The sequence below is a fragment of the Streptomyces sp. NPDC088124 genome (assembly GCF_040685895.1).
Taxonomy (GTDB): Bacteria; Actinomycetota; Actinomycetes; order Streptomycetales; family Streptomycetaceae; genus Streptomyces.
This window is the reverse complement of record NZ_JBFBJB010000002.1, coordinates 61,620-85,510: the sequence shown is the minus strand read 5'-3', so window position 1 is coordinate 85,510 and position 23,891 is coordinate 61,620. Positions and strand designations below refer to the sequence as shown.

General features: G+C 71.0%; 19 protein-coding genes. 18 read left to right on the top strand and 1 reads right to left on the bottom strand.

All coding sequences use genetic code 11. The features are described 5' to 3' along the window. The 14 genes from AB0P17_RS01715 to AB0P17_RS01650 all read left to right on the top strand — a co-directional run bounded on the left by AB0P17_RS01715 (position 1) and on the right by AB0P17_RS01650 (position 16,641). The gene (locus tag AB0P17_RS01715) at positions 1-1,965 is read left to right on the top strand and encodes a penicillin-binding protein 2 (protein ID WP_365806606.1); all 1,965 of its coding nucleotides are present in this window, start codon (positions 1-3) and stop codon (positions 1,963-1,965) included. 164 nt (positions 1,966-2,129) lie between these two features. Continuing rightward, the gene (locus tag AB0P17_RS01710) at positions 2,130-3,725 is read left to right on the top strand and encodes a UDP-N-acetylmuramoyl-L-alanyl-D-glutamate--2,6-diaminopimelate ligase (protein WP_365806605.1); all 1,596 of its coding nucleotides are present in this window, start codon (positions 2,130-2,132) and stop codon (positions 3,723-3,725) included. Between the two features lie 4 nt (positions 3,726-3,729). After that, entirely contained in the window at positions 3,730-5,160 is a 1,431-nt protein-coding gene (murF, locus tag AB0P17_RS01705; RefSeq protein ID WP_365806604.1) for a UDP-N-acetylmuramoyl-tripeptide--D-alanyl-D-alanine ligase, read from the top strand. Then, on the top strand, positions 5,157-6,227 hold the full coding sequence (gene mraY / locus AB0P17_RS01700) for a phospho-N-acetylmuramoyl-pentapeptide-transferase (protein WP_365806602.1): 1,071 nt from the start codon (positions 5,157-5,159) through the stop codon (positions 6,225-6,227). Before murF ends, mraY begins: the two co-directional genes overlap by 4 nt. Then, on the top strand, positions 6,209-7,624 hold the full coding sequence (murD, locus tag AB0P17_RS01695; RefSeq protein WP_365806924.1) for a UDP-N-acetylmuramoyl-L-alanine--D-glutamate ligase: 1,416 nt from the start codon (positions 6,209-6,211) through the stop codon (positions 7,622-7,624). The genes mraY and murD overlap by 19 nt, the downstream gene beginning before the upstream one ends. A 169-nt stretch (positions 7,625-7,793) precedes the next feature. Then, a complete protein-coding gene (gene ftsW, locus AB0P17_RS01690; protein WP_365806600.1) occupies positions 7,794-9,233 on the top strand; it encodes a putative lipid II flippase FtsW in 1,440 nt (479 codons plus the stop codon). A gap of 6 nt (positions 9,234-9,239) precedes the next feature. Continuing rightward, positions 9,240-10,334 (top strand): undecaprenyldiphospho-muramoylpentapeptide beta-N-acetylglucosaminyltransferase, encoded by a 1,095-nt coding sequence (gene murG, locus AB0P17_RS01685; protein ID WP_365806598.1) that lies wholly within the window; start codon positions 9,240-9,242, stop codon positions 10,332-10,334. Between the two features lie 21 nt (positions 10,335-10,355). Continuing rightward, on the top strand, positions 10,356-11,147 hold the full coding sequence (locus AB0P17_RS01680) for an FtsQ-type POTRA domain-containing protein (protein WP_365806596.1): 792 nt from the start codon (positions 10,356-10,358) through the stop codon (positions 11,145-11,147). Positions 11,148-11,423: 276 nt separating this feature from the next. Then, positions 11,424-12,635 (top strand): cell division protein FtsZ, encoded by a 1,212-nt coding sequence (gene ftsZ, locus AB0P17_RS01675; protein ID WP_365806922.1) that lies wholly within the window; start codon positions 11,424-11,426, stop codon positions 12,633-12,635. Positions 12,636-12,641: 6 nt separating this feature from the next. After that, complete coding sequence (gene pgeF / locus AB0P17_RS01670; protein WP_365806594.1) at positions 12,642-13,370, top strand: peptidoglycan editing factor PgeF; 729 nt, start codon at positions 12,642-12,644, stop codon at positions 13,368-13,370. Positions 13,371-13,438: 68 nt separating this feature from the next. Then, positions 13,439-14,158 (top strand): YggS family pyridoxal phosphate-dependent enzyme, encoded by a 720-nt coding sequence (locus tag AB0P17_RS01665; protein WP_365806920.1) that lies wholly within the window; start codon positions 13,439-13,441, stop codon positions 14,156-14,158. 124 nt (positions 14,159-14,282) lie between these two features. Further along, entirely contained in the window at positions 14,283-14,894 is a 612-nt protein-coding gene (gene sepF, locus AB0P17_RS01660) for a cell division protein SepF (RefSeq protein WP_365806592.1), read from the top strand. Between the two features lie 93 nt (positions 14,895-14,987). After that, the gene (locus tag AB0P17_RS01655) at positions 14,988-15,284 is read left to right on the top strand and encodes a YggT family protein (RefSeq protein ID WP_365806590.1); all 297 of its coding nucleotides are present in this window, start codon (positions 14,988-14,990) and stop codon (positions 15,282-15,284) included. 49 nt (positions 15,285-15,333) lie between these two features. Beyond that, a complete protein-coding gene (locus tag AB0P17_RS01650; RefSeq protein ID WP_365806589.1) occupies positions 15,334-16,641 on the top strand; it encodes a DivIVA domain-containing protein in 1,308 nt (435 codons plus the stop codon). Positions 16,642-16,817: 176 nt separating this feature from the next. On the opposite strand, the gene ileS is transcribed toward AB0P17_RS01650, so the two are convergent. Then, positions 16,818-19,988, bottom strand: a complete 3,171-nt coding sequence (gene ileS / locus AB0P17_RS01645) for an isoleucine--tRNA ligase (RefSeq protein ID WP_365806588.1) — start codon at positions 19,986-19,988, stop codon at positions 16,818-16,820. 615 nt (positions 19,989-20,603) lie between these two features. On the opposite strand from ileS, the gene AB0P17_RS01640 reads away from it, so the two are divergent. The 4 genes from AB0P17_RS01640 to AB0P17_RS01625 all read left to right on the top strand — a co-directional run bounded on the left by AB0P17_RS01640 (position 20,604) and on the right by AB0P17_RS01625 (position 23,762). Continuing rightward, a complete protein-coding gene (locus AB0P17_RS01640) occupies positions 20,604-21,500 on the top strand; it encodes a TraR/DksA C4-type zinc finger protein (RefSeq protein ID WP_365806586.1) in 897 nt (298 codons plus the stop codon). 180 nt (positions 21,501-21,680) lie between these two features. Further along, positions 21,681-22,265: a signal peptidase II gene (gene lspA, locus AB0P17_RS01635; protein WP_365806585.1), complete on the top strand. Its 585-nt coding sequence runs from the start codon at positions 21,681-21,683 to the stop codon at positions 22,263-22,265. 79 nt (positions 22,266-22,344) lie between these two features. Further along, on the top strand, positions 22,345-23,286 hold the full coding sequence (locus AB0P17_RS01630) for an RluA family pseudouridine synthase (RefSeq protein WP_365806583.1): 942 nt from the start codon (positions 22,345-22,347) through the stop codon (positions 23,284-23,286). Further along, positions 23,283-23,762: a GNAT family N-acetyltransferase gene (locus AB0P17_RS01625; RefSeq protein ID WP_365806581.1), complete on the top strand. Its 480-nt coding sequence runs from the start codon at positions 23,283-23,285 to the stop codon at positions 23,760-23,762. The genes AB0P17_RS01630 and AB0P17_RS01625 overlap by 4 nt, the downstream gene beginning before the upstream one ends. Positions 23,763-23,891: the final 129 nt, after the last annotated feature.

Sequence of the window (23,891 nt, the reverse complement as noted above, 5' to 3'; positions counted from 1 at the left end):
GTGCCCCCCAAGGAACCACCGCGCCGCCGGGTACCGAACCCCGCGCGCTCCGGCAACGGCGGACGTCCCCGCACCCCGTCCCGCCCGGCCGCCCGTCCCGCGCCGCGCCGTAACGGCCCCGGCGCCGCGCGCAGGATCCAGCTGGGCAGCCCGCGCCCCCGGCTCCGGCTCGTCGGCTTCGGCCTGAGCCTCGTCATGCTGGTGTTCGTCGTCCGGCTGCTCCAGGTGCAGGCCGTCGACGCCAGCGCGTACGCCGCCAAGGCGGAGAAGAGCCGCTACCTCAGCCACACCATCGCGGCCGAGCGCGGCCAGATCACCGACCGCTCCGGTGTCGCGCTCGCCACCAGCGACGACGCGTACGACATCACCGCCGACCCGTCGATGTTCACCCCCGACTTCAGCAAGGTCCCCGACGCCCCGGAACAGGCCGCCGCGCTGCTCGCGCCGATCCTCGGCACCGACACCGCCGAACTGGCCGGGAAACTCAAGACCCCCAAGTCGCGCTACGCGGTGCTGGCCCGCCGGCAGACCCCGCAGGTCTGGAACCAGATCAAGGACCTCAAGCGGGTGCTCGCCGAGAAGGCGAGCAAGGAGAAGTCCGCCGAAGGCTCCGTCAGCGTGCTCTCGGGCGTCTTCCAGGAGCCCAGCAGCAAACGCGTCTACCCCAACGGCGACCTCGCCGCCGGGATACTCGGATACGTCAACGCCTCGGGGCGCGGCGGAGGCGGCATCGAGTCCATGCTCGACAAGGAACTCGCGGGCAAGGATGGCAAGGTCACCTACGCCCAGTCCGGCGGGCGCCGGGTCCCCACCGCCACCTCCCGCGAGACCCCCGCCGTACCCGGCTCCGACATCGAGCTGACGATCGACAGGGACATCCAGTGGGCGGCCCAGCAGGCCATCGCCGACCAGGTCAAGGAGTCCAAGGCGGACCGCGGCTACGTGGTGGTCCAGAACACCAGGACCGGCGAGGTCCTCGCCATGGCCAACGCTCCCGGCTTCGACCCCAACGACCTCGCCCAGGCCAACGCCGCCGCCATGGGCAACGCGGCGCTCCAGGACGCGTACGAACCCGGCTCCACCGCCAAGGTCATGTCCATGGCCGCCGTACTGGAGGAGGAGGCCGCCACCCCCGGCACCCATGTCGTCGTCCCCAACCGGCTGCACCGCGGCGACCGGCTCTTCAAGGACGACATCGACCACCCCACCTGGTACCTGACGCTCAACGGCGTCCTCGCCAAGTCCAGCAACATCGGCACCATCCTCGCCACGGGGCAGCTCGGCAAGACCCAGCCCGAGGCCAATGAGGTGCTCCACTCGTATCTTGAGAAGTTCGGCATGGGACAGCCCACCGGTCTCGGCTACCCGGGCGAGACCCGCGGCATCCTCGCCGAGCCGAAGGACTGGTCCACCTCGCAGCAGTACACGATCCCCTTCGGTCAGGGGCTCTCCCTCAACGCCATGCAGGCCGCCTCCGTCTACTCGACCATCGCCAACGGCGGCGTACGGATCGACCCCACCCTGATCCGCGGCACCAACGGCCCCGACAACCACTTCACCGCGGCGCCCGCGCCCCAGAAGACCAGAGTGGTCAGCGAGAAGACCGCCAAGACGCTCGCCACCATGCTGGAGTCGGTCGTCGCCGACGTGGAGGGCACCGGCACCAAGGCCCAGATCCCCGGCTACCGCATCGCGGGCAAGACCGGTACGGCCAACCGGGTCGACCCGAAGCTCGGCGTCTACAAGGGCTACACCGCCTCGTTCGCCGGCTTCGCGCCCGCCGACGACCCGCAGATCACCGTCTACTGCGCCATCCAGAACCCCACCAGCGGCAGCTACTTCGGCGGACAGATCTGCGGACCCATCTACAAGAAGGTCATGGAGTTCGCTCTCAAGACACTGCGGGTCGAACCGACCGGCAGCAAACCCGCCCGGCTGCCGGTCAGCTTCAAACCCGGCGAGTGACCCCAGGGAAAGTCCCAGTGACAACGATCACCCCCGATTCCGGGAACCACCCCGAACCGCCCGCGCACCGGCCCGCCTCACTTGGCTCGCCGCCCGCCCCTCCCGGTACGCTCACCGCCGTGCCACAAGCTGATCAGTACCGAACCCCCTCCAAGGACGCCCCTGTGAACACTCCGGGGACGCCCCGTCCGGACCGGGTCCGCCCGACCTCCCTCGCCGAGCTGGCCGCCCGGCTGGGCGCCGAGGCACCGGGCGCCGGGACGGCCGGGCCGGGCGAAGCCACCGGGATCACCCACGACTCGCGCGCCGTGCGCCCGGGGGACGTGTACGCCGCGCTCCCCGGCGCCCGCCTCCACGGGGCGGACTTCGCCGGCCAGGCCGCGGACCTCGGAGCCGTCGCGATCCTCACGGACCCCGCAGGCACCGACCGCGCCGCCGCCACCGGGCTGCCCGTCCTCACCGTGCCCGACCCGCGCGGCAGCATGGGCGAGCTCGCCGCGGCGATCTACGGGAACCCCGGCACCGATCTGCTCCAGATCGGCATCACCGGCACCTCGGGCAAGACCACCACCGCCTACCTCGTCGAGGGCGGACTGCGCGGCGCGGGCCACCGTACGGGCCTCATCGGCACGGTGGAGACACGCATCGAGGACGAGCGCCTCAAGTCGGAGCGCACCACCCCCGAGGCCACCGACCTCCAGGCGCTCTTCGCGGTCATGCGTGAACGCGGCGTCCGCTCGGTCGCCATGGAGGTCTCCAGCCACGCCCTGGTGCTCGGCCGGGTCGACGGCTGCGTCTTCGACGTCGCCGTCTTCAACAACCTCAGCCCGGAGCACATGGAGTTCCACTCCGACATGGAGGACTACTTCCAGGCCAAGGCGCGGCTGTTCACCCCCGAGCGCAGCAGGACCGGCGTCGTGAACATCGACGACGCGTACGGCCGCAGGCTCGCCGGCGAGTCCGGCGTCCCCGTCACGACCTTCTCCGCCGAGGGCCACCCCGACGCCGACTGGCGCGCCGAACACGTCCAGGTCGGCTCGCACGGATCCACCTTCACCGCCGTCGGCCCCCGCGGTGAGCAGGTCACCGCCGAGGCGCCGCTGCCGGGACCGTTCAACGTCGCCAACACCCTCGCCGCGATCGTCACCCTGGCGGTCGCCGGGATCGACCCGCAGACCGCCGCCGACGGCATCGCCGCCGTCCCCGGCGTACCGGGCCGGCTGGAGCGCGTGGACGCGGGACAGCCCTACCTCGCCGTCGTCGACTACGCGCACAAGACGGACGCCGTCGAATCGGTGCTGCGCTCCCTGCGCAAGGTCACCAAGGGCAAGGTGCACATCGTCCTCGGCTGCGGAGGGGACCGCGACCGGACCAAACGCGGGCCCATGGGCGCCGCCGCCGCCCGCCTCGCCGACACCGCCGTACTCACCTCCGACAACCCGCGCGGCGAGGACCCGCTGGCGATCCTCGCCACGATGCTCGCGGGCGCCGCCGAGGTCCCGGTCCATGAGCGCGGCGACGTCCTGGTCGACGCCGACCGGGCCTCCGCCATCGCCGCGGCCGTGGCCCGCGCCGCGGCCGACGACACCGTACTGATCGCGGGCAAGGGCCACGAGCAGGGCCAGGACGTCGCCGGAGTGGTACGCGCCTTCGACGACCGCCAGGTCCTGCGCGAGGCCATCGAACGCACCCTGCGCCCCGGCGCAGGCTCCGACCACCGCCACCCCGCGCCCCGCAACGAGAACAACAGTCAGGGATGACCCAGTGATCGCCCTCTCCCTCGCCGAGATCGCCGCCATCGTCGGCGGGCAGCCGCACGACATACCGGATCCGGCCGTCCGCGTCACCGGCTCCGTCGTGTACGACTCCCGCGCCGTCGAGCCGGGCGGCCTCTTCGCCGCCTTCGCCGGCGACCGGGTCGACGGCCACGACTACGCGCGCCGCGCCGTCGAGGCGGGCGCGGTGGCCGTGCTGGCCACCCGCCCCGTCGGCGTGCCCGCCATCGTCGTCGACGATGTCGTCCAGGCCCTCGGCGCCCTCGCCCGCACCGTCGTGGAGCGCCTCGGCGCCACCACCGTCGCGCTGACCGGATCGGCCGGAAAGACCAGCACCAAGGACCTGATCGCGCAGCTCCTGCGGCGCGCGGGGCCCACGGTCTGGCCGGAAGGCAACCTGAACAACGAGATCGGGCTGCCCGTCACCGCGCTCCGCGCCGAACAGGACACCCGCTTCCTCGTGCTCGAAATGGGCGCGCGCTACATCGGGGACATCCGCTACCTCACCGGACTCGTCCCGCCCACCGTCGGCCTCGTCCTGAACGTCGGCACCGCGCACATCGGCGAGTTCGGCGGCCGGGAACAGATCGCCCAGGCCAAGGGCGAAATGGTCGAGTCCCTGCCGTCCGCCGCCGACGGCGGGGTGGCCGTCCTCAACGCCGACGACCCGCTCGTTCGCGCCATGGCGTCGCGCACCACGGCGCGCGTCGTCCTCTTCGGGGAGTCGGGCGAAGCAGACGTACAGGCAGAGAACGTCCGTCTCACAGCCACCGGACAGCCCGCGTTCAGCCTTCGAACACCCTCCGGGTGCAGCGAGGTGACGCTGCGGCTGTACGGTGAGCACCACGTGTCGAACGCGCTCGCCGCGGCCGCCGTCGCCCATGAGTTGGGCATGTCCGTCGACGAGATCGCAGTGGCGCTCTCCGAGGCGGGAACCCTCTCCCGCTGGCGTATGGAGGTCACCGAGCGCGCGGACGGCGTGACGATCGTCAACGACGCCTACAACGCGAACCCCGAATCCATGAGAGCGGCGCTCCGTGCGCTGGTCGCCATGGGTGGTGCCTCACGGGCCGAGGGGGGCCGTACGTGGGCGGTGCTCGGGCAGATGGCCGAGCTGGGTGACGCGTCGCTCGCCGAGCACGACGCGGTCGGACGGCTCGCCGTCCGGCTCAACGTCAGCAAGCTCGTGGCAGTCGGGGGCAGGGAAGCGGCCTGGCTGCGAATGGGCGCTTACAACGAGGGTTCGTGGGGTGAGGAGTCGGTGCACGTGTCCGACGCGCGGGCGGCGATCGACCTGTTGCGCAGTGAACTGCGTCCGGGAGACGTCGTGCTGGTGAAGGCTTCCAGGTCGGTCGGCCTCGAAAAGGTCGCCCAGGCACTGCTGGAGAACGCCACCGAGGGCGAGGTCGCCGGCCGATGAGGCAGATCCTCTTCGCGGGAGCCATCGGGCTCTTCCTCACCCTGATCGGCACACCGCTGCTGATCAAGCTGCTGGCGAGGAAGGGGTACGGGCAGTTCATCCGGGACGACGGACCCCGCACCCACGGCAGCAAGAAGGGCACGCCCACGATGGGCGGCATCGCCTTCATCCTGGCCACGCTCATCGCGTACGCCCTGGCGAAGGTGCTCACCAGCGAGACCCCGTCCTTCTCCGGTCTCCTCGTCCTGTTCCTGATGGGCGGGATGGGGCTCGTCGGGTTCCTGGACGACTACATCAAGATCGTGAAGCAGCGGTCGCTGGGACTGCGGGCCAAGGCCAAGATGGCGGGCCAGCTCATCGTCGGCATCGCCTTCGCGGTGCTCTCGCTCCAGTTCGCCGACTACCGCGGCAACACCCCGGCCTCCACCAGGCTGTCGTTCGTCGCGGACTTCGGCTGGTCCATCGGCCCGGTGCTCTTCGTGGTCTGGGCGCTGTTCATGATCCTCGCGATGTCCAACGGCGTGAACCTGACGGACGGTCTGGACGGCCTCGCCACCGGCGCCTCGGTGATGGTCTTCGGCGCGTACACGTTCATCGGGCTGTGGCAGTTCCAGGAGTCCTGCGCCAACGCGATGACCCTGACCAACCCCAACGCCTGTTTCGAGGTACGAGATCCACTCGACCTCGCGGTCGTCGCCTCCGCCCTCATGGGCTCCTGCTTCGGCTTCCTGTGGTGGAACACCTCGCCCGCCAAGATCTTCATGGGGGACACCGGATCGCTCGCGCTCGGCGGCGCGATCGCCGGTCTCGCGATCCTCTCCCGTACGGAAATCCTGATGGCCGTTCTCGGCGGCCTCTTCGTGATGATCACCATGTCGGTGGTCATCCAGGTCGGCTCCTTCAAGATGACCGGCAAGCGCGTCTTCCGTATGGCACCGCTCCAGCACCACTTCGAACTCAAGGGGTGGTCGGAAGTCCTTGTGGTGGTCCGCTTCTGGATCATCCAGGGCATGTGCGTCATCGTCGGTCTCGGACTCTTCTACGCGGGCTGGGCGGCAGAGAAGTGAACTGGCAGGGCAAGCGGGTCACCGTCGCGGGTCTCGGGATCTCCGGGATCCCGGCGGCCCGGGTGCTGCACGGTCTCGGCGCCGTCGTCACCGTCGTCAACGACACGGACGACGAGCGGGACCGCGCCCAGGCCGCCGAGCTGGAGAAGCTCGGCGTGACGGTGCGCCTCGGCGACGGGGCCACCCTGCCCGACGGCACCGAGCTGATCGTCACGGCCCCCGGCTGGGGGCCCGGCAAGCCGCTCTTCGCGGCCGCCGCGGCGGCCGGCGTGGAGATCTGGGGCGACGTCGAACTGGCCTGGCGGCTGCGGGGGCCGGATGCCGCCCCCTGGCTGGCTGTCACCGGCACCAACGGCAAGACCACGACGGTCAGGATGCTCGCCTCGATCCTGACCGCCGCGGGGCTGCGCACGGCCGCCGTCGGCAACATCGGCGTCTCGCTGCTGGACGCCGTCACCGGCGAGGAGACGTACGACGTCCTCGCCGTGGAGCTGTCCAGCTACCAGCTCCACTGGGCGCCGAGCCTGCGCGCCCACTCCGCGGCCGTGCTCAACCTCGCCCCCGACCACCTCGACTGGCACGGCTCCATGGCCGCGTACGCCGCCGACAAGGGCCGGATCTACGAGGGCAACACCGTCGCGTGCGTCTACAACGCGGCCGACCCGGCCACCGAGGACCTGGTCCGCGCGGCCGATGTCGAGGAGGGCTGCCGGGCGATCGGCTTCACCCTCTCCACCCCGGGCCCCTCCCAACTCGGCGTCGTGGACGGCATCCTGGTCGACCGGGCCTTCGTCGAGAACCGCCGTGAGCAGGCCCAGGAGCTGGCCCAGGTCTCCGACGTGAACCCGCCGGTCCCGCACAACATCGCCAACGCCCTAGCCGCCGCGGCCCTCGCCCGCGCGTACGGTGTCGAACCCGCCGCCGTACGCGACGGACTGCGCGCGTTCCGCCCCGACCCGCACCGCATCGAGCGCGTCGCGGAGATCGGGGGCGTCACCTACGTCGACGACTCCAAGGCCACCAACACACACGCCGCGGAGGCATCCCTCGCCTCGTACGACCCGATCGTCTGGATCGCCGGCGGCCTCGCCAAGGGCGCGACCTTCGACGAACTCGTCACCGCCGCCGCGAAACGGCTGCGCGGCGTGGTCCTGATCGGGGCCGACCGGGCCCTCATCCGCGAAGCACTCGCGCGACACGCCCCCGACGTCCCGGTCGTGGACCTCGACCGGACGGACACGGGAGCGATGTCGGCGGCGGTCCGCGAAGCGGCGCGGCTCGCGCGACCGGGGGATACGGTCCTGCTGGCCCCCGCATGTGCCTCGATGGACATGTTCGTCAACTACAACAAACGGGGCGAGGCGTTCGCCGACGCGGTACACGCCCTGGATGAATGAGTCCGCAGCCGCCGAGCACGCCTGACCGGTCCGGCCCCCGCGCCGTGCTGAACTGTTCCCGGGGCCGCGACAGCGGCGGCCCCGCCGAACACGCCCCGGCCCGCCGAACGCCGCGACATCCGCGACAGCCGTGACGGCCGCGCCAGGCACGACGGAGGGGACAGCGACGATGCCGGCCGATGACACCGCGCACCGGGAAGACCGGTCCGCGGCGACCCGCTGGGGCTTCGTGGCCCTGCCCGCGCTCGGCGGAGCCACCGCGCTCCGCGGCAGGGCGCCCGGCGCCGCCGTACGCAGGCCGCCCGCGGCCCGGCGCGGGGGCGGGGGAGCCAGGACCCCGCGTCCGCCCCGTGGCGCTCGCACCAGGCGCTTCTACGAGCGGCTGCGGCGGGCCTGGGACCGGCCGCTCACCGCCTACTACGTGATCCTCGGCAGCGGCCTGCTGATCACCGTGCTGGGCCTGGTGATGGTCTATTCCGCGTCGATGATCTACGCGCTCCAGAACTCGCTGCCCGCGACCTACTTCTTCCGCAAACAGTTCCTCGCCGTGATCCTCGGCGCCGGGCTGCTGTACGCCGCCTCCCGGATGCCCGTCAAACTGCACCGCGCCCTCTCGTACCCCATGCTGGTCACCACCGTCTTCCTGATGGCGCTCGTCCAGGTCCCCGGGATAGGGCGGTCCGTCAACGGCAACCAGAACTGGATCTACTTCGGCGGCCCGTTCCAGCTCCAGCCCAGCGAATTCGCCAAGCTCGCCCTCGTCCTGTGGGGCGCCGACCTGCTCGCCCGCAAGAACGACAAACGGCTGCTGACCCAGTGGAAACATCTCCTGGTGCCCCTGGTCCCCGGCGGCTTCCTGCTGCTCGGACTGATCATGCTCGGCGGCGACATGGGCACCGCGATCATCCTCACGGCGATCCTCTTCGGGCTGCTCTGGCTGGCCGGCGCCCCCACCCGGCTCTTCGCCGGGGTCCTCGGGGTCGCCGGACTGATCGGCTTCATGCTCATCCAGACCAGCCAGAACCGGCTCGACCGGTTCGGCTGCATCGCCGCGAAGGACCTGGGACCCGAGGGCGAGTGCTGGCAGGCCGTCCACGGAATCTACGCCCTCGCCTCCGGCGGATGGTTCGGTTCCGGCCTCGGCGCGAGTGTGGAAAAGTGGGGTCAACTGCCCGAACCGCACACCGACTTCATTTTCGCCATCACCGGGGAGGAACTGGGGCTGGCGGGGACGCTGTCGGTGCTCGCACTGTTCGCGGCTCTAGGCTATGCGGGTATTCGCGTGGCCGGACGCACGGAGGACCCCTTCGTGAGGTACGCCGCGGGAGGCGTGACCACCTGGATCACGGTGCAGGCTGTGATCAACATCGGTGCGGTGCTCGGTCTGCTGCCGATCGCCGGAGTCCCGCTCCCGCTGTTCTCCTACGGAGGGTCGGCCCTGCTGCCGGCGATGTTCGCGGTCGGACTGCTGATCGCGTTCGCACGGGAGGATCCCGCCGCGAAGGCGGCCCTGGCCGTCCGGCAGCCTGTCCTCGGCAGGAAGCGGCCCGGGGTGAGTTGGAAGACGATGAGACGGCGCGTCAAGAAGCGTCCGTCCGGAGAGCGGTGAATTTCGGTGCATGTCGTACTCGCCGGTGGGGGGACCGCCGGCCACATCGAGCCCGCGCTCGCCCTCGCGGATGCCCTGCGCAGGCAGGACCCCACCGTGGGGATCACGGCCCTCGGCACGGAGCGCGGGCTGGAGACCAGGCTCGTACCCGAGCGCGGGTACGAGCTCGGGCTCATCCCCGCCGTACCGCTGCCGCGCAAGCCCACCCCCGAACTGATCACCGTCCCGGGGCGGCTGCGCGGCACGATCAAGGCGGCCGAGCAGATCCTGGAGCGCACCAAGGCGGACTGCGTCGTCGGCTTCGGCGGCTATGTCGCCCTGCCCGGCTATCTCGCCGCCAAGCGGCTCGGGGTGCCGATCATCGTCCACGAGGCCAACGCCAGGCCCGGACTGGCCAACAAGATCGGCTCGCGGTACGCGGCCGCGGTGGCCGTCTCCACGCCCGACAGCAAGCTGCGGGACGCCCGCTACATCGGCATCCCGCTGCGCCGCTCCATCGCCACCCTGGACCGCGCCCGGGTGCGCCCCGAGGCCCGTGCCGCCTTCGGGCTCGACCCCAACCTGCCGACGCTGCTGGTCTCCGGCGGCTCGCAGGGCGCGCGCAGGCTCAACGAGGTGGTCCAGCAGATCGCCCCCGTGCTCCAGCGCTCCGGGATCCAGATCCTGCACGCGGTCGGGCCGAAGAACGAAATGCCGCGCGTGGACAACATGCCCGGTATGCCGCCCTACATCCCGGTACCGTATGTCGACCGGATGGACCTCGCGTACGCCGCGGCCGACATGATGCTCTGCCGCGCGGGCGCGATGACCGTCGCCGAACTCTCCGCCGTCGGCCTGCCCGCCGCATACGTCCCGCTGCCCATCGGCAACGGCGAACAGCGGCTCAACGCGCAGCCGGTGGTGAAGGCCGGCGGCGGACTGCTGGTCGACGACGCGGAACTGACGCCCGAGTGGGTCCAGAGCCAGGTGCTTCCCGTGCTCGCCGATCCGCACCGGCTGTTCGAGATGTCGCGCGCGGCGGCCGAGTTCGGTCGCAGGGACGCCGACGACCTGCTCGTCGGCATGGTGTACGAGGCGATCGCCGCACGCCGGAGGGCGTAGGCGCAGGCAGGAGGCAGCAGCGTGGCCGGACCGACGACCGCCGAGCGCGGCGCACGACCGAAGCCGGTCTCCGGCCACCCGGGTGAGGGGGGCGGGGGCGGCCGGTTCCGGCTGCCGCGCCCCCGGCTGCTGATCGCGGTGACCGCCGCGGCCGTGCTGACCGGCGCGGCGCTCTGGGCGCTCTACGGCTCCCAGTGGCTCCGCGTCGGGGAGGTGACCACGTCCGGCACCGAGGTGCTCTCCCGCGCCGAGGTCGAGTCGGTGGCGGCGGTGCCCCTCGGGGAGCCGCTGGTCTCCGTCGACACGGACGCGGTGGAGGCCCGGCTGCTGCGGAGACTGCCCCGTATCGACTCCGTCGACGTCGGCCGGTCATGGCCGGACGGAATCAGTCTGAAAGTGATCGAGCGAAAGCCCGCTCTGCTCATTGAAAAAGGCGCAAAGTTCATCGAAATGGACGCCGAGGGTGTCCGTTTCGCCACCGTCGACAAGGCGCCCCGCGGTGTTCCGCTGCTGAAAATGACGGTCGGTCAATCGGCCGGTTCCGGTCGCTTCGGCACCGACCGGCTGCTGCTCGAAGCGGTGGCCGTCCGGAGCGAACTCCCCGGCGCGGTAGCCAGGGAGACCAGGGCCCTCAGGGTCCGATCGTACGATTCCATCTCCCTGGAGCTGACCGGCGGACGTACGGTGATGTGGGGAAGCGGGGAGGACGGGCCGGCCAAGGCGCGTGCGCTCACCGCCCTCATGAAAGCGGTCCCCAAGGCGGGGCACTTCGATGTGAGCGCACCCACGGCGCCCGCCGCGTCCGGGAGTTGACGGACATATGCGCTGGCCAGCACCCTGGTTGGTCATCGCTATGGGTGATCACATAGGGTGAAAAGAAAAACGGGAGGTTCGGCGTGTTCGTTGAACGCGCGCCACTTGTCGACTTAGTGTCCTGTCCGGAAGAGTCCGTGAAGCGGACACACTGGTAACCCTGAACTTCAACGTGAGGGTTTGGGTCGGCGATTCGGACCGTCCCATCGGCATCAGTCGTCGCGGCGCCACATCAGCTCCGTGACGACACGTAACTCGAGGCGAGAGGCCTTCGACGTGGCAGCACCGCAGAACTACCTCGCAGTCATCAAGGTCATCGGTGTCGGCGGCGGTGGTGTCAATGCCATCAACCGAATGATCGAGGTCGGTCTCAAGGGCGTCGAGTTCATCGCGATCAACACGGACGCGCAAGCCCTGTTGATGAGCGACGCCGACGTCAAGCTCGACGTCGGCAGGGAACTCACCCGTGGCCTCGGCGCCGGCGCCAACCCGGCGGTCGGCCGCAAGGCGGCCGAGGACCACCGTGAGGAGATCGAGGAGGTCCTCAAGGGGGCCGACATGGTCTTCGTCACCGCGGGCGAGGGGGGCGGCACCGGCACCGGCGGCGCGCCCGTCGTGGCCAACATCGCGCGCTCGCTCGGCGCCCTCACGATCGGTGTGGTCACCCGCCCGTTCACCTTCGAGGGCCGGCGCCGCGCCAACCAGGCGGAGGACGGCATCGCCGAACTCCGAGAAGAGGTCGACACCCTCATCGTCATCCCCAACGACCGCCTGCTGTCCATCTCGGACCGCCAGGTCAGCGTGCTCGACGCGTTCAAGTCCGCGGACCAGGTGCTGCTGTCGGGTGTCCAGGGCATCACCGACCTCATCACCACCCCCGGGCTGATCAACCTGGACTTCGCCGACGTGAAGTCCGTGATGTCCGAGGCCGGCTCGGCGCTCATGGGCATCGGCTCCGCCCGGGGCGACGACCGGGCGGTGGCCGCGGCGGAGATGGCGATCTCCTCGCCGCTCCTGGAGGCGTCCATCGACGGCGCCCGCGGTGTCCTGCTCTCCATCTCCGGCGGCTCCGACCTCGGTCTCTTCGAGATCAACGAGGCCGCGCAGCTGGTCAGCGAGGCCGCCCACCCCGAGGCCAACATCATCTTCGGCGCGGTCATCGACGACGCCCTGGGCGACGAGGTACGGGTCACCGTCATCGCGGCCGGCTTCGACGGCGGGCAGCCGCCGACCCGGCGCGAGACCGTGCTCGGCGCGGGCTCCGGCAAGCGCGACGAACCGCAGGCTCCGGCCCGCCCGGCCGAGACCGGCCGCCCCGCGGGCGGGCTCGGCACGGTGCCGCCGCGTGAGGAGAGCCAGATCCGGGTCGACCCGGCCCCGGTGAGCGAGAAGCCGCTCTCGACGGTCAACCAGCCGCAGGTCCCGCCGGCCCGTCCGTACCAGGACAGCCAGGCCGAGGAGCTGGATGTCCCGGACTTCTTGAAGTGACCTGAAGTGATACGACAGTACGAAGAACTGAGCGGCGCGCACTTCGCCTTCACCGACCGGTGGGGCGGGGTGAGCGCCGCTCCGTTCGGTGAGCTCAACCTCGGCGGCGCGGTCGGTGACGACCCCGTCGCCGTACGTGCCAACCGCGACCTCGCGGCCAAGTCCCTGGAGATCGACCCTACGCGGGTCGTCTGGATGAACCAGGTGCACGGCCGCGATGTCGCCGTCATCGAAGGACCGTGGACCGACGGCGACATTCCGGCCGTCGACGCGGTCGTCACCGTACGGCGAGGACTCGCCCTCGCCGTGCTCACCGCGGACTGCGTCCCGGTCCTGCTGGCCGACCCGGTCGCCGGTGTCGCCGCCGCGGCCCACGCGGGGCGCCCCGGTCTGGTCGCGGGCGTCGTGCCCGCCGCCGTCGAGGCGATGGTCTCGCTCGGCGCCCGGCCCGAAAGGATCACCGCCCGTACCGGGCCCGCCGTCTGCGGGCGCTGCTACGAGGTCCCCGCGACGATGCGGGACGACGTCGCCGCCGTTGTACCGGAGGCCGGGGCCGAGACCAGTTGGGGGACCCCGTCCGTCGACGTGGTCGGCGGTGTGCACGCACAGCTCGCCTCCCTCGGCGTCCTGGACCTGCGACGCTCGGAGGTCTGCACCCGCGAGTCGGACGACCACTACTCGTACCGCCGGGACCGCACGACCGGTCGGCTCGCCGGCTATGTCTGGCTGGCATGATGGACGGGGCGGACATGCGGGACGAGCAGGATGTGCGGGGCATGCAGGACACGTGGGACGCGCGGGACATGGCGGGGCGGAAGTCCGAACTCGCCGCGAATCTGGCGACGGTGGAGCGGCGGATCGCCGCCGCCTGCGCCGCCGCGGGCCGCGAGCGGGAGGAGGTGACCCTCATCGTGGTCACCAAGACCTACCCCGCGAGTGATGTCCGGCTGCTCCATGAACTCGGGGTCCGGCAGGTCGCGGAGAACCGGGACCAGGACGCCGCCCCCAAGGCGGCCGCTTGTGAAGATTTGTCGTTGACCTGGCATTTTGTGGGTCAATTGCAGACGAACAAGGTCCGTTCCGTAGCCAGTTACGCCGATGTGGTGCAATCTGTCGACCGCGCCAAGCTTGTCTCCGCACTCTCCGCCGCGGCGGTACGCACGGGGCGTGAGGTCGGCTGCCTGCTTCAGGTCGCCCTCGACGCCGAGTCCGGTGAGCGCGGGGCGCGGGGTGGTGTGGCGCCCGACGGAATCGAGGAGTTGGCGGCCGCGGTGGCCGGTGCGCCGGGGTTGCGACTCGGCGGTCTGATGACCGTGGCGCCGCTCGCCGGCCGGTACGCGGGCCGGCAACGGGCCGCGTTCGACCGGTTGCTGGAATTGGCGTCCCGCCTGCGCGCGGACCATCCGGCTGCGAACATGGTCTCGGCGGGGATGAGTGCGGACCTTGAGGACGCGGTAGCGGCGGGAGCGACACATGTACGCGTCGGTACGGCGGTACTCGGAGTCCGACCTCGGCTCGGGTAACGTCGCGAAGCGAGTCGGACCACAGCAGAAAATATGGTCATTTCCGCCGAAAGGCGGTCAGACCCAGTGGATCGAGGGCACTTGGTGACGAGGCCGATCCACCACAGAGCGGAGGACCCAGAGCATGGCCGGCGCGATGCGCAAGATGGCGGTCTACCTCGGCCTCGTGGAGGACGATGGGTACGACGGCCGGGGCTTCGACCCCGACGATGATTTCGAACCCGAGCCGGAGCCGGAACGAGAGCACCGGCGTCACCAGCCCGTACACCAGCCCGAGCGGGAAGAGCCCGTGCGCGTGGCCCAACCGCCCGCGCAGCGCGACCGCGAGCCGGTTTCGCTCGCGGCGGACAGTGTACGTCCGGCCCGAATCGCCCCCGTGGCATCCATCACACCTGAACGTCCCAGCCTGGAGAAGAACGCACCTGTGATCATGCCCAAGGTCGTGTCCGAGCGGGAGCCCTACCGCATCACCACACTGCACCCGAGGACCTACAACGAGGCCCGTACCATCGGGGAACACTTCCGCGAGGGCACTCCGGTGATCATGAACCTCACGGAGATGGACGACACGGACGCGAAGCGACTTGTCGACTTTGCCGCGGGACTCGTCTTCGGTCTCCATGGCAGCATTGAGCGGGTGACGCAGAAGGTGTTCCTGCTCTCTCCTGCTAACGTCGATGTCACGGCGGAGGACAAGGCCCGCATCGCAGAGGGCGGATTCTTCAACCAGAGCTAGAACACAGCACCGGGAACGACCCGGTCGCACGGCGGGAACGGCCCGCCGACGCGACCGGAATCAGAGTGAGCCAGGGGAGAGGGAAGCAGCGGGATGGGCATCGCACTACAGGTGGTCTACATCGCGCTGATGTGCTTCCTCATCGTGCTGATTTTCCGGTTGGTCATGGATTACGTCTTCCAGTTCGCGCGCTCATGGCAGCCAGGCAAGGCGATGGTGGTCATTCTGGAGGCCACCTACACTGTCACCGATCCACCGCTCAAGCTTCTGCGGCGGTTCATCCCGCCGCTGCGTCTCGGGGGCGTGGCACTCGACCTGTCCTTCTTCGTTCTGATGATCATCGTTTACATCCTCATCGCGGTTGTCAGCAATCTTGCGAGGGGAATGTGAACGAAACGGTCTTGCCGACTGCCGACGACTACGTAGAGGTGAAGAAGAGATGCCGTTGACCCCCGAGGACGTGCGGAACAAGCAGTTCACAACCGTCCGCCTCCGAGAAGGCTACGACGAGGACGAGGTCGATGCCTTTCTCGACGAGGTCGAGGCCGAACTGACCCGCCTGCTCCGCGAGAACGAGGACCTGCGCGCCAAGCTGGCCGCGGCGACGCGTGCCGCCGCGCAGAACCAGCAGCAGCAGTCCATGCGCAAGCCGCCCGAGCAGCAGGACCGACCCGGGGCTCCGGTGCCCGCCGCCATATCCGGACCGCCGCAACAGCAGCAGCCCCCGCAGATGGGCCCGCCCCAGCTGCCCGGTGGCGCACCGCAGCTTCCCGCGGGCCCGAGCGCCCACGGCCAGGGGCCGCAGGGCCAGCAGCAGCACGGCCCCGGCCCGATGGGCCAGGGTGGCCCGATGCAGCAGGGCGGACCCATGGGCCAGGGCGGCCCGATGGGCCAGGGCGGTCCGATGGGCCAGGGCGGTCCGATGGGCCAGGGCGGTCCGATGCAGCAGCAGGGTGGCCCCATGCAGGGTGGCCCGATGCAGCAGGGCGGACCCATGGGCCAGGGCGGCCCGATGGGGCAGGGCGGCCCGATGGGCCAGGGCGGTCCGATGCAGCAGCAGGGCGGCCCCATGGGCGGTCCGATGGGCGGCCCCATGGGCGGCCACGGTCCGCAGATGGGCCAGCCCGGTCAGGGGCCCGGCGGTGACAGCGCCGCACGCGTGCTCTCCCTCGCCCAGCAGACCGCCGACCAGGCGATCGCCGAGGCGCGTTCCGAGGCCAACAAGATCGTGGGCGAGGCCCGTAGCCGTGCCGAGGGCCTGGAGCGCGACGCGCGCGCCAAGGCGGACGCGCTGGAGCGGGACGCGCAGGAGAAGCACCGCGTGGCGATGGGCTCCCTGGAGTCCGCGCGCGCGACGCTGGAGCGCAAGGTCGAGGACCTGCGCGGCTTCGAGCGCGAGTACCGTACGCGGCTGAAGTCCTACCTGGAGAGCCAGCTCCGGCAGTTGGAGACCCAGGCGGACGACTCGCTGGCCCCGCCGCGCACCCCGGCGGCCGCCTCGCTGCCGCCGTCGCCCTCGATGGCTCCGGCCGGCGCGGGCGCGATGGGCCACAGCATGGGCGGCAGCCCGTCCATGGGCGGCCCCTCGATGGGCGCGCCGTCGCCGGGTCCGTCGTACGGCGGTCAGCAGCAGATGTCGCCCGCGATGACGCAGCCGATGGCACCGGTACGGCCGCAGGCGCCGCAGCCGATGCAGCAGGCGCCGTCGCCGATGCGTGGGTTCCTGATCGACGAGGACGACAACTGACGGGTTCGCGCGTGAGGTACGCGTAGCCGTCGGCAGGCTTGAAAAGGGCTGGGCCCAGGACTTCCGTCCTGGGCCCAGCCCTTTTGCGTGACTCCGCCGGTGCGGGGTGTGGGGTCCCGAACCGGGGCACCGTACCGGGCCCCGGTCCTCAAACGCCGGATGGGCTTGAAAGAGGGTTACACCTTGCGGAGGCGGAACGTGAGGGACAGGCCCTCGTCCTCGAACGGGGTGCCGTACGTGGCGTCCGCGTCGCCCGGGGCGAAGTCCGTCGCCAGGACCTCGTCCGCGATCAGCGGCGTGTGCGCCGTCAGCGCCTCCGTCGTCGCGTCGTCCGACGCCGTCCAGCGCACCGCGATCCGGTCCGCCACGTCCAGGCCGCTGTTCTTGCGGGCCTCCTGGATCAGGCGGATCGCGTCCCGTGCGAGGCCCGCCAGGCGCAGCTCCGGGGTGATCTCCAGGTCGAGGGCGACCGTCGCGCCGGAGTCGGAGGCCACCGACCAGCCCTCACGCGGGGTCTCCGTGATGATCACCTCGTCCGGGGCGAGCGAGACGCTCTCGCCGTCCACGGTCACCGACGCCGTACCGTCGCGCAGCGCCGCGGAGAGGGCCGCCGCGTCCGCCTCGGCGACCGCCTTCGCCACCGCCTGGACGCCCTTGCCGAAGCGCTTGCCCAGCGCGCGGAAGTTCGCCTTCGCCGTCGTGTCGACGAGCGAGCCGCCGACCTCGGAGAGCGTTGCCAGCGCGGAGACGTTCAGCTCCTCGGTGATCTGGGCGCGCAGTTCCGGCGACAGCGCCTCGAAGCCCGTCGCCGCGATCAGGGCGCGCGACAGCGGCTGGCGGGTCTTCACCCCCGACTCGGCCCGCGTCGCGCGGCCCAGCTCTACCAGGCGCCGTACCAGCGCCATCTGGCGGGAGAGCGTCGGGTCGATCACCGACAGGTCCGCTTCCGGCCAGGTCGCCAGGTGCACCGACTCGGGTGCGTCCGGGGCGACCGGTACGACCATGTCCTGCCAGACCCGCTCCGTGATGAACGGGGTCAGCGGGGCCATCAGCCGCGTCACCGTCTCGACCACGTCGTGCAGCGTGCGCAGCGCGGCCTTGTCGCCCTGCCAGAAGCGGCGGCGCGAGCGGCGTACGTACCAGTTCGACAGGTCGTCGACGAAGGCCGAGAGCAGCTTGCCGGCCCGCTGGGTGTCGTACGCGTCCAGCGCCTGCGTGGTCTGGTCGACCAGCGCGTGCAGCTCGCTCAGCAGCCAGCGGTCGAGCAGCGGCCGGTCGGCCGGGGCCGGGTCGGCGGCGCTCGGCGCCCAGTCGGACGTACGGGCGTACAGCGCCTGGAAGGCGACCGTGTTCCAGTACGTGAGGAGGGTCTTGCGCACGACCTCCTGGATCGTGCCGTGCCCCACGCGCCGGGCCGACCAGGGGGAGCCGCCGGCCGCCATGAACCAGCGCACCGCGTCCGCGCCATGCTGCTCCATGAGCGGGATCGGCTGGAGGATGTTGCCCAGGTGCTTGGACATCTTCCTGCCGTCCTCGGCGAGGATGTGGCCGAGGCAGACGACGTTCTCGTAACTCGACTTGTCGAAGACGAGCGTGCCGACGGCCATCAGCGTGTAGAACCAGCCGCGCGTCTGGTCGATGGCCTCCGAGATGAACTGCGCCGGGTAGCGCTTCTCGAAGAGGTCCTTGTTCTTGTACGGGTAGCCCCACTGCGCGAACGGCATGGAACCCGAGTCGTACCAGGCGTCGATGACCTCGGGGACGCGGACGGCGGTCAGCTCGCAGCCGTCCTGCGGGCAGGTGAAGGTCACCGCGTCGATGAAGGGGCGGTGCGGGTCGAGCGCGCTCTGGTCGGTGCCGGTCAGCTCCGTCAGCTCGGCGCGCGACCCGACGCAGGTGTGGTGGCCGTCCTCGCAGCGCCAGATCGGCAGCGGGGTGCCCCAGTAGCGGTTGCGGGAGAGCGCCCAGTCGACGTTGTTGTTCAGCCAGTCACCGTACCGGCCGTGCTTGACCGAGTCGGGGAACCAGTTCGTCCGCTCGTTCTCCTCCAGGAGGCGGTCCTTGACGGCCGTCGTACGGATGTACCAGGACGGCTGCGCGTAGTAGAGGAGCGCGGTGTGGCAGCGCCAGCAGTGCGGGTAGCTGTGCTCGTACGGCACGTGGCGGAAGAGCCGGCCGCGCTCCTTGAGGTCCGCCGTCAGCACCTCGTCGGCCTTCTTGAAGAAGACGCCGCCGACCAGCGGGAGACCGGCCTCGAACGTGCCGTCGGGGCCGACCGGGTTGACGACGGGGAGGCCGTACGAGCGGCAGACCGCGAGGTCGTCCTCACCGAAGGCGGGGGACTGGTGGACCAGGCCCGTGCCGTCCTCCGTGGTCACGTACGCGGCGTTGACGACGTAGTGCGCCTCCTCGGGGAACTCCACGAGGGTGAAGGGGCGGTCGTATGTCCATCGCTCCATGTCGCGGCCCGTGAAGGACGCGCCGGTGGTCTCCCACCCCTCGCCCAGCGCCTTGCCGACCAGGGCCTCGGCGACGACGAGCCGCTCCGTGCCGTCCGTCGCGACGACGTACCGGACGTCGGGGTGCGCGGCGACCGCGGTGTTCGAGACCAGCGTCCAGGGGGTCGTCGTCCAGACCAGCAGGGACGCCTCGCCGGCGAGCGGGCCCGAGGTGAGCGGGAAGCGGACGAAGACCGAGGGGTCGACGACCGTCTCGTACCCCTGCGCCAGCTCGTGGTCGGAGAGCCCGGTCTGGTCGCGCGGGCACCAGGGCGCGACCCGGTAGTCCTGGACCAGCAGGCCCTTGCCGAAGATCTCCTTCAGGGACCACCAGACGGAGTCGATGTACTCCGGGTTCATGGTCCGGTACGCGTTGTCGAGATCGGTCCAGAAGCCCATGCGGGTCGTCAGCTCGGCGAACGCGTCGGTGTGCCGGGTGACGGACTCACGGCACTTGGCGTTGAACTCGGCGATGCCGTACGCCTCGATGTCCTGCTTGCCGGTGAAGCCCAGTTCCTTCTCGACGGCCAGCTCCACGGGCAGGCCGTGGCAGTCCCAGCCGGCCTTGCGGGCGACGTGGTAGCCGCGCATGGTGCGGAAGCGCGGGAAGACGTCCTTGAAGACGCGGGCCTCGATGTGGTGCGCGCCCGGCATGCCGTTGGCGGTGGGCGGGCCCTCGTAGAAGACCCATTCGGGGCGGCCCTCGGACTGTTCGAGGCTCTTTTCGAAGACCTTGTTCTCGCGCCACAGGTCGAGCACGGCGTGCTCCAGCGCGGGCAGGTCGACCTGGGCGGGCACCTGGCGGTACCGGGGGCCGGTCGCGGTCGTCGGCGCGGGTTCTGGTGTCATCGGGGGCTTCCTCCGGCGGATCTGCGGCGTCTCCGTCGAAGGGACGAGAGCTGGGCTCCCGCGGTACCACCCTTCTTGGCCCCGGGCGTCGCCGCCCGTGGCCCCCTCATTGGGGTCGCGCTGCCGGTTCTACTCGCCCCGGGGTGACCTGGGCTTTCTTCCGGCGGCTCCGGGGTGATGCTTCACGCCGCGCTCTGCCCCCGGGCTCGCACCGTCCCCGGGTCGCTCATGGCCGCGTACGACGCTACTCGTCCCCATCCACGCCTCTCGCTGGGCCCAGTGTACGGGGCGGCGCCCGGCCCGGCCGACCGGTTTTACGGCAGGCAGGGCGAGGGAGCGCGCGCTCGGGAGCGTGTCGGTGGGACCGGGGAGCGGAGGACGCCGTACGGCCGAGCGTATGACCCGAATGGTTATACCGGCGCCCGCGTACGGCGTGGCGCGCGCGGCGGCGGATTACCGGGCGGGGAGCTGGGCACAACGCAGGGAGGCCGGTGTTCTCACGCCATGGGGAGGGGCCGGAGAGGGCGGCGTGCCCCGTTGCCGCGGGGCTGGTGTCGATTTATCGTCCCAGCACGATTCGCGAGCAAGATCGCGCTATGTGAAGGGGCCGCGGCCATGGTGGCGAAGAAGACCGCCGCGAAGGAAACCACCGTGGCGGAACCCGCGGCGGCGAAGAAGGCGGCAGCGAGGAAGACGACCGCAAAGAAGGCCGCAAAGAAGGCGGTGGCCAAGAAAGCGACTGCGAAGAAGGCGCCGGCCAAGAAGGCGACCGCGAAAAAGGCGGCGGCCGGGAAGCCGGTGGCAGAGAAGGCGACCGCGACGAAGGCCGCGGCGAAGAAGGCGACGGCGAAGAGCGCACCGGACACGAAGGCGCCGGCGAAGAAGGCTCCGAGCGGGAGAGCGGCGACCGGCAGGACGGCCGCGAAGAAGGTCCCCGCGAAGAAGGCGCCGGCGAGCAAGGCACCTGCGAAGCAGGCCGCGTCCGCGGCCGAGGGGGCGGCCCAGGCCGCGGAACAGACGGGAGCCAGAACGGTGGGAGCTAAGAAGACCGCGGGCGGCGGAGGCCCGGCCGGCGCCACAGCGGTGTCCACGGCCCAGGACGGCGCGTCGGCGCCCGGGGAACTCGCGGTACGGCCCGGTGAGGACCCCTGGACCCCGGAGGAGGTCGCCGAGGCGCGTACCGGTCTGGAGAGCGAGATCGCCCGGCTGACCGCCGAGATCACCGCGTCGGAGGCCGCGCTGGCCGGGCTGATGCGGGACTCCGGGGACGGCGCCGGTGACGACGACGCGGACACCGGTACGAAGAACATCACACGGGAGCACGAGATGTCGCTCGCCGCCAACGCCCGCGAGATGCTGGAGCAGACCGAACGGGCGCTGCTGCGGCTCGACGCGGGCACCTACGGCCTCTGCGAGGTCTGCGGCAAGCCGATCGGCAAGGCCAGGATGCAGGCGTTCCCCCGGGCCACCCTCTGCGTGGAGGACAAGCAGAAGCAGGAACGGCGGGGCTAGGGTCCGAGCCGCACGGCAGGCCCTGAGCCGCACGACAGGCACTGAGGCCGACGGACCCGCGCCCCCGGGGCCGGGTGCCGACCGGGCGGCCGGTGCGGAGGTACGGGGACGGGGGTACCGGTGTGACGTACCCTCGTCCTCAGTCAGGTACCCAGTACTCCAGCAGGTTGAGGGACTCACGTGGCAGAGGCGGAGCGCAGCATCGGTACGCCGTCCGTTGACAAAGACAGCGACAACGGGAACGACGACGAGACCGCGGCCACGGCCGAGCAGCCGAAGGGCAAGCGCAAGATCGCCGCGCTCTTCACGGTCGCGCTCCTGGCGTACCTGCTGGACCTCGGGACCAAGATGCTGGTGGTGGCCAAGCTGGAGCACCACGAGCCGATCGAGGTCATCGGTGATCTGCTGAAGTTCGAGGCGATCAGGAACGCGGGCGCGGCCTTCGGCATCGGTGAGGCGTTCACCGTCATCTTCACGATCATCGCGGCGACGGTGATCGTGGTGATCGCCCGGCTGGCGCGCAAGCTCTACAGCCTGCCGTGGGCGATCGCGCTCGGGCTGCTGCTCGGCGGCGCACTCGGCAACCTCACCGACCGGATCTTCCGCTCGCCCGGGGTCTTCCAGGGCGCCGTGGTGGACTTCATCGCGCCCGCGCACTTCGCGGTCTTCAACCTCGCCGACTCCGCGATCGTCTGCGGCGGCATCCTGATCGTGCTGCTCTCCTTCCGGGGACTCGACCCCGACGGGACCGTGCACAAGGACTGAAGGACTGAGGGGACCGCGTGCCGGGAGGGCCGGAGGGCAGGCGGTCGGGGCTGTCGTAGCCACAAGGCATACTCGACAGGTGAGCTTTCCCGAGATCAGAACCCTGCCCGTGCCCGACGGCCTGGAGGGCGAGCGCGTCGACGCCGCCATAGCCCGCATGTTCGGCTTCTCCCGTACGAAGGCGGCCGAACTGGCCGCCTCCGGGAAGGTCCAGGTCGACGGCGCCGTGGTCGGGAAGTCCGAGCGTGTGAACGGCGGGGCCTGGCTGGAGGTCGAGATGCCCGCGGCCCCCGCGCCCGTGCAGATCGTCGCCGAGCCCGTCGAAGGCATGGAGATCGTGCACGACGACGAGGACATCGTCGTCATCGTCAAGCCGGTCGGCGTCGCCGCGCACCCCAGCCCCGGCTGGTCCGGCACGACCGTCATCGGCGGACTGGCCGCCGCCGGCTACCGCATCTCGACCTCCGGCGCGGCCGAGCGCCAGGGCATCGTGCACCGGCTGGACGTCGGGACCTCGGGGCTGATGGTCGTCGCCAAGTCGGAGCGCGCGTACACCCTGCTCAAGGCGCAGTTCAAGGAGCGCGTCGTCGACAAGCGCTACCACGCGCTGGTGCAGGGGCACCCGGACCCGATGAGCGGCACGATCGACGCGCCCATCGGCCGCCATCCGAACCACGACTACAAGTGGGCGGTGACCGCCGAGGGCAAGCCGTCGGTCACCCACTACGACCTGATCGAGGCGTTCCGGTCCGCCTCGCTGCTCGACATCAAGCTGGAGACGGGCCGCACACACCAGATCCGGGTGCACATGTCCGCCCACCGCCACCCCTGCGTGGGCGATCTGACCTATGGCGCCGACCCCACCCTCGCCAAGCGGCTCGGGCTGACCCGGCAGTGGCTGCACGCCGTACGCCTCGGCTTCGAGCACCCGTCGGACGGACGCTGGGTCGAGTACGCGAGCACCTATCCCGCCGACCTCCAGGGCGCGCTGGACAAGGTCAGGGCGGAGAGCAACGCGTGACCGCGCCCGGCTACGCACTGCGGGTCGCCACGGAGCCCGCGGACATCGAGGCGTGCTTCGCGGTCCGCAAGGAGGTCTTCGTCGTCGAGCAGCGGGTGCCCGAGGAGCTGGAGTACGACGGCCGGGACGCCGACGCGGTCCAGGTGCTCGCCGTACGGGACGACGGGGTGCCGCTGGGCACCGGACGGCTGCTGTACGGGCCCGGCGCGGCCGACCGTACCGGCGGCGACCCGGACACCGGCTCCCTGGGGCGGCTCGCGGTCCGCGCCACGGCCCGCGGCCTCGGTATCGGCGCGGCGCTCGTGCGGGCCGTCGAGGACGCGGCGCGGGAGCGCGGCCTCCGGGTGGTCGACCTGCACGCGCAGTCGCACGCGCTCGGCTTCTACGAACGGCTCGGATACGAGGCGTACGGCCCCGAATTCCCGGACGCGGGCATTCCGCACCGCTCCATGCGCCGGGTCCTGCGGCGGTTCTGAGGCGGCTCCGGGGCTGCTCCGGGCTGCTCCGGCTGCTCCGCGGGGGTTCCGAGGCGGCTCCGAGGCAGTAGTGGGGCCCGGTGGGCCGGTCGGCCGGGGGCGGGCGTCCGTACCCCCTGACCTGGGGCG

What these genes read in the sequence shown, in the direction of transcription:
- mraY (WP_365806602.1), top strand. Translation starts at nt 5,157, where the DNA reads ATGAGGCAGATCCTCTTCGCGGGAGCCATCGGGCTCTTCCTCACCCTG.
- ftsW (WP_365806600.1), top strand. Translation starts at nt 7,794, where the DNA reads ATGCCGGCCGATGACACCGCGCACCGGGAAGACCGGTCCGCGGCGACC.
- AB0P17_RS01665 (WP_365806920.1), top strand. Translation starts at nt 13,439, where the DNA reads ATGGCGGGGCGGAAGTCCGAACTCGCCGCGAATCTGGCGACGGTGGAG.
- sepF (WP_365806592.1), top strand. Translation starts at nt 14,283, where the DNA reads ATGGCCGGCGCGATGCGCAAGATGGCGGTCTACCTCGGCCTCGTGGAG.
- AB0P17_RS01655 (WP_365806590.1), top strand. Translation starts at nt 14,988, where the DNA reads ATGGGCATCGCACTACAGGTGGTCTACATCGCGCTGATGTGCTTCCTC.
- AB0P17_RS01650 (WP_365806589.1), top strand. Translation starts at nt 15,334, where the DNA reads ATGCCGTTGACCCCCGAGGACGTGCGGAACAAGCAGTTCACAACCGTC.
- ileS (WP_365806588.1), bottom strand. Translation starts at nt 19,988, where the DNA reads ATGACACCAGAACCCGCGCCGACGACCGCGACCGGCCCCCGGTACCGC.
- AB0P17_RS01640 (WP_365806586.1), top strand. Translation starts at nt 20,604, where the DNA reads ATGGTGGCGAAGAAGACCGCCGCGAAGGAAACCACCGTGGCGGAACCC.